7 protein-coding genes and 3 pseudogenes are annotated in these 8,825 nt (G+C 46.7%); 7 read left to right on the top strand and 3 right to left on the bottom strand.

The features are described from left to right. On the top strand, window positions 1-525 hold a 525-nt coding region (locus IAE27_RS29785), incomplete at its 5' end, for a DDE-type integrase/transposase/recombinase (protein WP_227685333.1). Between the two features lie 97 nt (window positions 526-622). Here IAE27_RS29785 and IAE27_RS28630 read toward each other — a convergent pair. Continuing rightward, window positions 623-1,471, bottom strand: a complete 849-nt coding sequence (locus IAE27_RS28630; RefSeq protein ID WP_200093307.1) for an AraC family transcriptional regulator — start codon at window positions 1,469-1,471, stop codon at window positions 623-625. Window positions 1,472-1,663: 192 nt separating this feature from the next. Between IAE27_RS28630 and IAE27_RS28625 the strand changes: the two genes are divergently transcribed. The 5 genes from IAE27_RS28625 (at window position 1,664) to IAE27_RS28605 (ending at window position 8,012) form a co-directional block, all read left to right on the top strand. Beyond that, window positions 1,664-3,445, top strand: coding sequence for a DUF2264 domain-containing protein (locus IAE27_RS28625; protein ID WP_227685332.1), 1,782 nt, complete (start codon window positions 1,664-1,666; stop codon window positions 3,443-3,445). 26 nt (window positions 3,446-3,471) lie between these two features. Then, window positions 3,472-4,722, top strand: a complete 1,251-nt coding sequence (locus IAE27_RS28620) for an oligosaccharide MFS transporter (protein WP_227685331.1) — start codon at window positions 3,472-3,474, stop codon at window positions 4,720-4,722. Window positions 4,723-4,754: 32 nt separating this feature from the next. Beyond that, complete coding sequence (locus IAE27_RS28615) at window positions 4,755-5,945, top strand: glycoside hydrolase family 88 protein (protein WP_200093305.1); 1,191 nt, start codon at window positions 4,755-4,757, stop codon at window positions 5,943-5,945. A gap of 355 nt (window positions 5,946-6,300) precedes the next feature. After that, window positions 6,301-7,089, top strand: a complete 789-nt coding sequence (locus tag IAE27_RS28610) for an oligogalacturonate-specific porin KdgM family protein (protein WP_200093303.1) — start codon at window positions 6,301-6,303, stop codon at window positions 7,087-7,089. A gap of 365 nt (window positions 7,090-7,454) precedes the next feature. Continuing rightward, window positions 7,455-8,012 (top strand): DJ-1/PfpI family protein, encoded by a 558-nt coding sequence (locus tag IAE27_RS28605; RefSeq protein ID WP_200093301.1) that lies wholly within the window; start codon window positions 7,455-7,457, stop codon window positions 8,010-8,012. A gap of 101 nt (window positions 8,013-8,113) precedes the next feature. Here the strand turns inward: IAE27_RS28605 and IAE27_RS28600 are convergent. Together IAE27_RS28600 and IAE27_RS28595 are read right to left on the bottom strand one after the other, a co-directional pair. Beyond that, window positions 8,114-8,289 (bottom strand): annotated as a pseudogene (locus IAE27_RS28600) (IS6 family transposase); the annotation flags it as partial. A 40-nt stretch (window positions 8,290-8,329) separates the two neighbouring features. After that, window positions 8,330-8,482: pseudogene (locus tag IAE27_RS28595) on the bottom strand (integrase core domain-containing protein); the annotation flags it as partial. Here IAE27_RS28595 and IAE27_RS28590 point away from each other — a divergent pair. Continuing rightward, window positions 8,411-8,716 (top strand): annotated as a pseudogene (locus IAE27_RS28590) (DDE-type integrase/transposase/recombinase); the annotation flags it as partial. The pseudogenes IAE27_RS28595 and IAE27_RS28590 overlap by 72 nt on opposite strands. Window positions 8,717-8,825 lie beyond the last annotated feature (109 nt).

Below are 8,825 nucleotides of genomic sequence, written 5' to 3'. Positions count from 1 at the left end.
AATCGTTACTCACCCGAGCTGCGTGAGCGCGCCATCAGAATGGTCCGGGAGCACCGCGGCGAATACGAATCCAAACGGGAGACCCTTCTCTCTATTGCCCCCAAAATTGGCTGTACCTACGATACCCTGCGGGCCTGGCTGCGCCAGCACGAGCGGGATGCCGGTGCAGGTGATGGCGGTCTGACTACCGCTGAACGCCAGCGCCTGAATGTGAATGGCTCGATTATGCGGGATACTTACAAAAGTGGCGCCAATGCCGCAGCGCTGGCCTTACAGAACGCCGACAAACCTGATGAGGCAATGATTGCCATCAGGCAAAGCAAGTACCTGAACAACTTGGTTGAGCAGGATCACCGTAATATCAAACGTCGGGTACACCCGATGCTGGGATTCAATGCGTTTCGCAGGGCGCAGACGATACTGTCCGATATTGAGTTAATTCATATGATACGCAAAGGGCAATATCAGTACACGGCAGACGACGGAATGTCACCTGCGAAACAGTTATATTTACTGGTCACCTGAATAATCGGCAACGCCAGATTTTGCTGGCTTGCCTCCGTTAATGCGACAGAACCCGTGGCCTTAATGTGGCAGAACAAGCTGCCTTCTTGTGTGGAAACTACGCGGATGAATAAATTTTTCGATATTGCAACGGTGTTTTTCCCATATTTTTGCGAAAGCAGGTGATAAACCAAGCGTACTCGGAGAAACCAATTTGTTCGGCAATCTCACGCACTGTTCTGTTTGTGTGTAACAGCAATTCACATCCCTGCCGGATACGCCGCATCATCAGATACTCCTGAATCGTGCCACCTGTTTCCTCGCGAAATCGGCGTGAGACATGTCCACGTGAGCAGTCCATCTCGCGAGCGATATCGTCCAGCGAGCAGCGCTGATGATAATGTGTTTCTATCCAACGGATAATGCTAACAGAGAATGTATTGTACCCTGTCGCTTGCTCATGATGTGGCAGCAGGCTGATAATCTGCATAACGAGAAATGCGCTGTCGCTGATGCTGAACATTTTACTATTTAGCAGAGTTTCAAAGCGGCTCAGCAGCGTTTCAATCACTGGCTGCATGTCACCGACATCAAATACACGCGCCTTTTCTCCCCGACTACAGAAATGACGCAGCAACATTTGCTGACGCGGAAAATCTCGCAGGTACTGCTCAATAATTGAGGCATTAAAATGCAGCGTTGTACGGTGATAAACATTTCGATAGTCCTGCTCTACAAAAACCTTATGTAACTTTCCAGGTGGGAAAATAAAAATCCGCCCCGGTTTAACGGTGTACTGTTGGTGTTCCAGTAGTGCGATGCCAATTCCTTGAGAAATTGATAGGATCTCCACACACTGATGCCAGTGGTAGTAGTTGGCCGGCATATTCTTCATGCGGTTAAAGTAAATCGACTTATCGTTGAGGTTGATATTCTCAAGATAGCGGCTGTCTTCCGTTCTCTGCATTTTTCCAAACTCGCTCTCGATGTGAATAAACTTAAACTTTTATTATTATAATCGAATTTTAGTCACTGAAAGTGAGTGAATATTGTTATTTTCCTACGGCGTCGTTCGAAAATACGACAACCATCACATTTGTCTATATGTCTGAAATCTTATTATGCGTCCAATGTTTTAGAAGTGAAACGAGGTTTCATTATGAGGGAAAGGCAAGAATACATCGAATTGGCACAACAGTGGCTGGCGTCAGCTATTCCCTGTTTGAGCCGAGGAAACACGCGTCTGGACGCAGGAAAAACGTCCGCACACTATCCAGCTGATATAGCCGGAATGGAAGGTTTCTCCCGTCTGCTGTGGCTGTTAGCACCTTTGCTGAGTGGTGACGAAGCCGATGGTTTTCGTGAGACATTTATCGACGGTATTCGTCACGGCTGCGATCCTGAACATCCTGATTACTGGGGCGATCTGTCTGATAACGATCAGCGATGCGTCGAAATGGCTGCGTTTGGCCTGGCGCTGGCGCTGCCTGGAACGGGACTTTGGTCAGCGCTCACCATCGACGAGCAAAACAATCTGGAGCACTGGTTACGCCAAAGCGCTGACATTCAGATCCCAGATAACAATTGGCACTTCTTTCCTGTGCTGGTACAGGTGGGGTTAAAGTGTATTGGGCGGCATTACGACATGATGGTGATTGATAAGCATCTAAATGCCATTGAACCATTCTGGCTTGGCAACGGCTGGTACGCCGATGGTGCCGGTAAGCCGCGTGACTATTACATCTCCAGTGCTTTTCACTTTTACAGTCTGCTGTATAGCCACTTTATGAAGGATGCAGACCCCGTGCGTTGCCAGCGCTATCGCCATCGCGCGTGTCAGTTTGCGAAAGACTATATCCATTACTTTACCTGTGAGGGCAATGCGATCCCCTTTGGCCGTAGCCTGACTTATCGCTTCGTACAGGCCGCATTCTGGAGTGCGGTGGCGTATACCGGACTGAATGTGTTTAGCGTTCAGGTCATTAAAGGACTGGTCTTGCGGCATATTGACTGGTGGCTTAGCCAACCGTTTATAGGCCCGGATGGTTTATTCACTCTTGGATATACATATCCGAATCTGGTGATGACCGAGGATTACAACAGCCCCGGTTCGCCGTATTGGGCATGTAAGGCATTGTTGATTCTAGCGCTGCCGCAAGAAAGTACGTTCTGGCAGGCGGAACCCGCGCTGCTGCCCGTACTGGAGACGATTCACCCAATATTTGAAGCCGGGCAATTTATTGTTCATGCCGATGATAACCATCATGTTTGGATGCTCATGTCCGGGCAGTTCGATCGCAATAACTTCGTCAATTTCGACGCTAAATACTGCAAGTTTGCCTATTCCAGCCACTTTGGTTTCACCCTCGAGCGTGCTGTGTATGGTCTGAACCATGCTTCCTGCGACTCGATGCTGATATTCAGCGAGCAGGATGGTTACTGGCGTGGGCGTCGTGAATGTGATGCTGTGGAGATGACACAATCGTGGATTCGAAGCGTCTGGCGTCCTTGGCCGGATGTCAGTGTGACTACTTGGCTTATCCCGCATGAACAGGGCCATGTCCGTCTGCATCGCGTTGAAACCCTACGTTTGCTCGATTGCGTGGAAGGCGGATTCGCAGTGAATCAGCATCATCTGACTACGGCCCGAATGGCAAAAAACGAGCTGACTCTCAGTACCTCCACCGGCGTGTGTCAAATTGAGGATTTGCTGGCTGAGCGCCAGCCGTTAGTCGTCATTACCCCGCCGAACAGCAACATTCTGTATGCCTCTCCAGGAGAGATCCCCTGTCTTAGCACGACGCTCACGCCAGGAACTCACTGGCTGGCCTGTAGCGTTAACGCCACGATGTCTCCGTCGCTTCCACCGACGGTGTTCATGGCATTCGATCGTGCCAATCAGGTGCTGACACTGAACTCAAAAACGCTGGAAATAAAATAATTGACGCTGATGCGGAGAAAATAATTATGAACCCTGTTCAGTCAACACGATCGGCTTACATAAAGCTGAGTCTGTTTGTATTTCTGTTTACCTTTACTTGGGCGGCTAGTTTTGGCCTATATGCTATCTGGCTGGGGGATAAAGCCGGGTTGGATGGCGTGGAAATCGGCACGGTGTTTGCCGTTAACGGCGTTTTTGCGGTTATTATTAAACCCGTTTACGGTTACATCATGGACAAGATGGGCATGAAAAAACACCTGCTCTATTTTGTCTGTATTGTTTCGGCTCTGATGGCGCCGTTTTACATCTGGTGCTATCTACCCTTGCTGCAAACCCATTTTGTAAGCGGAATGATCGTCGGTGCTCTGTTTTTCAGTCTCGGCTGGTATGCAGGTGTAGCGGCGGAAGAGTCCTATGTTGACCGCTTCAGCCGTCTGTATGACATGGAGTTTGGCCGCATCCGTATGTGGGCGGCGTTGGGTTGGGCGACAGCGTCATCGTTTTCCGGCTATCTCTACAATATCTCCCCCAAAATCAACTTTATTATCAGTACCATTTCCGCACTGTGCATGTTTGCCGTGTTGCTGACGCTGAAGGTCGATCACTTTGGTCAAGAAGAAAATAACGTTTTATCGAAAGAAAAGATTGTCATTGGCGATGTGCTCCAGTTGCTGCGCAATAAAAAATTCTGGACCTTCTCTCTGTATATCGCGGGCGTGGCATGGATGATGTTTATTGCAGAGCAGCAATTCTCTCGCTATTTCGTCACCTTCTTCAGTACTAAAGAAGAAGGAAACGCCATGTTTGGCTACATGAGTACCGCGCAGTCCGCCGCCGAGTTTTTCGGTATGATGCTGGTACCCGCCATCATTAACCGCATCGGCGCTAAGCAGGGAATGCTCCTGACAGGGTTGGTGATCAGTTTGCGTTTGATTATATCCGGTTTAACCGATGACCCGTTGATTATCTGTCTGGTGAAACCGCTGTATGGAATTGAAATTGCGCTAATTTTGGTCTCGGTGTTCAAATATATCGCCGAACACTTCGATAAGCGCGTCAACGCCACGATGTATTTACTGGGTTATCAGGCCATGATTTATGTCGGATCTATAGTGGTGGCACCGCCAGCCGGTTATGCTTACCAGAGAATCGGTTTTGAACACACCTATCTAATTATGGGCGTCATTGCACTGATATTTACCGGGATCTCCGCCATCACGCTATCTCCCTGCTATCAGCATAAAAAAAAGGCATCCATTCCTGCCCACGGGCAATAATCCATTCATTAAAGTAATGAAAAGAGAGAATTATGTCTACATCTATCAGTAAAGAAACGATTATCCCTGTTGTGCTGGAGCGCGGCGAGCGTGCTGCAATTGCACAGAAAATCCGTCAGGCGTTTCCGGTGATTCTAAATGCTATTGATCGCAACAGCGCTTTTTTCGGTCAGCGTTTTCCAGGCGCGGCATGTATAAATGGTATCTATCCTATTATCGATAATCAGGAGTGGACGACCAGTTTCTGGACCGGGCAACTCTGGCTGGCATGGGAGTGGACAGGGAATGCTGCATATCACGCGTTAGCCGATCAGCATGTTCGTTCCTTTGGGGAGCGTATCGCAAAGCGCGACCACACTAACCACCATGATCTCGGGTTTCTGTATAGCCTTTCCTGCGTGGCTGCCAGTAAATTGACCAATAACCGAGAAGCGATATATATCGCACAACAGGCGGCAGAAGTTTTAATGGAGCGATACCACGACAAGTGCGGAATTATTCAGGCATGGGGCGAGCTGGATAACCCAGAAGAGCAGGGGAGGATGATTATTGACTGCAATATGAATCTGCCGTTGTTGTATCAGGCCAGCGAAACAACGGGTGATCCACGTTATGCTCAAGCGGCAGAAAGTCATATTAAACAGGCACAACGCTATATTGTGCGCGAGGACGGTTCTACGTTTCACACCTATTTTATGGATGTTCATACTGGAGAGCCACGATTTGGCAATACCCATCAGGGATTTTCCGACGATTCCTGCTGGTCGCGTGGGCAGGCATGGGGTGTGTATGGCTTTCTGCTGAACTACCTCTATACCGGGGATGAGGAACTGCTGGAATTAAGCCAGACACTGGCAAACTATTTTATTAACCGTTTACCAGAAGACTTGATCTGCTACTGGGATCTGGCACTGACTGATCCCAATAGTGAAAGAGACAGTTCTGCCAGCGCGATTCTCGCATGTGCCTTACTAGAGCTGGTAAAACAGCTTCCGGCGATTCATCCCGATCGTGAAAGTTATGAGACGCTGGCATTGCGAATGATTGAGCGGATGCTCGACAGTTATCTTAATCTTGAACACAAAGAGGGAGAAGGCTTATTAAAACACTCTGTTTATCATCTTAAAGGAAATATAGGTGTTAATGAATGTTGTTCCTGGGGTGATTATTTCCTGATGGAGGCGATTACCCGTGCAGCTTCGTGCTGGAATAGTTATTGGTGACTTTATATTCCAACCAAGCTTTACAATAACGCGTAGTAGTGAATAATGGCGGTGGCTGTTAACGTTTTAAGCAATTTTCTCTTCACGCTTTTCATTTTTTAAGAAACTGTTTGGCAGGGAAAGTGGATATATAATTTTTCGTGTATAATAAGGAGTCCCCATGAGTGTGCAATTAGTCGATTAAGGTCAGGATTGGGGATTTCTCATAATAGTAATCGTTATCTTTTATCAGATTGATGTGTCTCTAACTGTGTAATTACTTTTTATCCGGAAAGGTCGTTTCGTTGATAAAGTCAGTGTTCAGATATAAATCATAGCAATCGGAATCATACTGTCTCAATAAGGAAGATATACAATGCGACTTAAAGACATGAGGTTGATGATATTTTTCAGCGCACTATTAGTACCTTACGGTAGTATTGGCGCTGTTAATAGTAATGTAACTACGCCAGAACAGTCGAAAGAAAAACCATTTACAACAGTTTCTTTCGCACCACGCACACAATATCGTACGGCCAGCGAACATTTTTTACAAAGATTAATGCTGACAGGCGTTGTGCAGGATACTAATAGTGTATTAACAAGAATGTACTGGAGTTTTGAAACAAACGCTGATCTAGGTAAAAACTTAGATCAGTGGAAAAGTAGTTACGAAGAGATGGAGTTCAATAAGCCCTTCCCACTTGGTGATAGCAATTTTTGGCTTGAGCCCGGGGTTGTTTTCCATTGGGAGTCTGCTGGTTCTCGAGTTGACCCTTATGTAGGCATTGGTTATCACTTTGATCCCTCACTGCGAACTGTTTTACGTTATCGCTATAACCATCAAAATCATGACTCACAAACGCTTCAAGGTGATTGGGATGATTCTTCGGAACATCGAGCTGATATTTATCTAACCAAAATTTTCACTAAGGATTTTTGGGTTCAATATAATCCAACTTTTTATAGTAAAACTCATAAGGATAAATTTAAATATGCCAATGGTAAAAACCATATGCTGCAACATAATTTTTCATTCACATTCAGAACAACACCTTCTTTTTATCCTTTCTTTGAGTTAGGTTATATGGATAAATATAAAGATGGTGATGACACAAAAAACGAATATCAGCTCAGAGTCGGTTTCAAGTATAGTTTAAACTAAAGACTGGCTTTGTTGAATAAATCATATTTTGGATAAGCAGCCCTGAAACTGGCCGTTGCTTTCTGGAAAAAACAACCGTTGGTCGATAACGGAAACGGAGACGTACAGAGTGAAGCAACTTTTCGGTTGAGCACAGGCGATGTCGCGGGCGCTGAAAAAAATGACGAAAGCGGGTATGCAGTAAAGGGTGCGTATTGCCTGATAATCCATTCAGCTAAGGGGATGATCGCCGAAAATCCTATCTATGCAACAAAACCAATTGGAATCATTATTGCATGCTTCTTGTTCCGTTACATGAGATGTCACAATTGAAAACGTTATCTTATTAATATTTATTGCTAATAGCACATTCTTAGGATTAGAAAATGAAAAAAATTGCGGTGTTACTTGCTCCTGGTTTTGAGGAAGGTGAAGCCATCGTAGCCATTGATATTCTTCGTCGCCTAAATGTGGATGTTGAGCTGCTATCTTGTGCAAAGTCACGTACGGTAGTGAGCTATCACGATATATCAATGGTAACGGACTGCACACTAACGGAACGAGCCGGAGTGCTGTATGACGCGGTAGTTGTACCCGGCGGCCCTCAAGGAAGCGTAAATTTGGCTACCAGCAAGGAAGTAGTGAAGTTTATTGTCGAGCACGATAATGCGGGTAAACTAATTTGCCCGGTTTGCTCAGCAGCTGCGAGAGTTCTGGGGGCGAACGGCTTGCTGAAGGGGCGCCGCTATGTATGCTCGGGAGATTTATGGAAGAAAGTGGACGATGGAGAATATGTTGATGCAGCCGTAGTCGAAGACGCTAACTTGATTAGCGGTAAAGGGTTTGGATACATTTTTGACTTTTCTTTTACTGTAGCAGCGCGCGTGTTAGAAGATGAAGCTTCGGTTCGCGAACAAGCAAAGCATATGTATTACAGTTGGTGATATCGAGAAGACTCCAGTTTATTGGTGTTGATTGACCGTGAAGTAATGGGTTCTGCCGCGTTATCGACAGAAAGGTCGGAAAAAGATGCATTGTCTATAATTTAGGCAGCCAGCAAGTAACATTGTCCTACCGGTGACAATCCGTCGCCGGCAGAATGCTGAAGTTGCACTTTGCGTATCATGTGTATTATCCTGATACCCGCTGGTTTCGTTTGTGCCCTGCGAAACGATTTGAATACCGCATCAGCCGTATCCGGCGTTTGATATTTCGGTGCTCTACTGATCTTGACCCGCCATCTACGGACAGCTTTTGTATCTTAAGTTAACGATGCCCGCTGCTGCCGGTATTCTCGTGGAGAGAGGTATCCCAGCGCACTGTGCGGGTGATTTTCATTGTAATGCGTGAACGCTGCTGCAAGGTTTTGCAGGGCTGTTCTCACATCCGGTTTTGGCATGAACGCGATATAGTCTTCCGTGAACTGCGGGAGATGCTGGCCGAACGCGGTGTCAACGTTGATCACTCCACGATTTACCGCTGGGTTCAGCGTTACGCGCCTGAAATGGAAAAACGGCTGCGTTGGTACTGGCGTAACCCTTCAGGGTTCTGCTCCTGGCATCTCGATGAAACCTAAGTGAAGGTTAACGGCCGGTGGGCTTATCTGTACCGTGCTGTTGACAGCAAAGGCCGCACCATCGATTTTTATCGGCTCTGTCGCATTAGCGTATGCATGTCAGCAAAATGTGTGCTGCTTATTTTTCAGGCAGCTAACAGATAAAATTGTTCTGCGGGTGACATTCCGTCACCTGCCGGAT

Source organism: Klebsiella sp. S69 (genome assembly GCF_016516145.1).
Lineage (GTDB): Bacteria > Pseudomonadota > Gammaproteobacteria > Enterobacterales > Enterobacteriaceae > Klebsiella > Klebsiella oxytoca.
Note: the sequence above shows the minus strand (reverse complement) of the source record. Positions and strands in the feature narration are given on the sequence as shown.

Bases quoted from the DNA above. Each gene is read 5' to 3' on its own strand.
- IAE27_RS28630 (WP_200093307.1), bottom strand. From the start codon at position 1,471: ATGCAGAGAACGGAAGACAGCCGCTATCTTGAGAATATCAACCTCAAC.
- IAE27_RS28625 (WP_227685332.1), top strand. From the start codon at position 1,664: ATGAGGGAAAGGCAAGAATACATCGAATTGGCACAACAGTGGCTGGCG.
- IAE27_RS28620 (WP_227685331.1), top strand. From the start codon at position 3,472: ATGAACCCTGTTCAGTCAACACGATCGGCTTACATAAAGCTGAGTCTG.
- IAE27_RS28615 (WP_200093305.1), top strand. From the start codon at position 4,755: ATGTCTACATCTATCAGTAAAGAAACGATTATCCCTGTTGTGCTGGAG.
- IAE27_RS28610 (WP_200093303.1), top strand. From the start codon at position 6,301: ATGCGACTTAAAGACATGAGGTTGATGATATTTTTCAGCGCACTATTA.
- IAE27_RS28605 (WP_200093301.1), top strand. From the start codon at position 7,455: ATGAAAAAAATTGCGGTGTTACTTGCTCCTGGTTTTGAGGAAGGTGAA.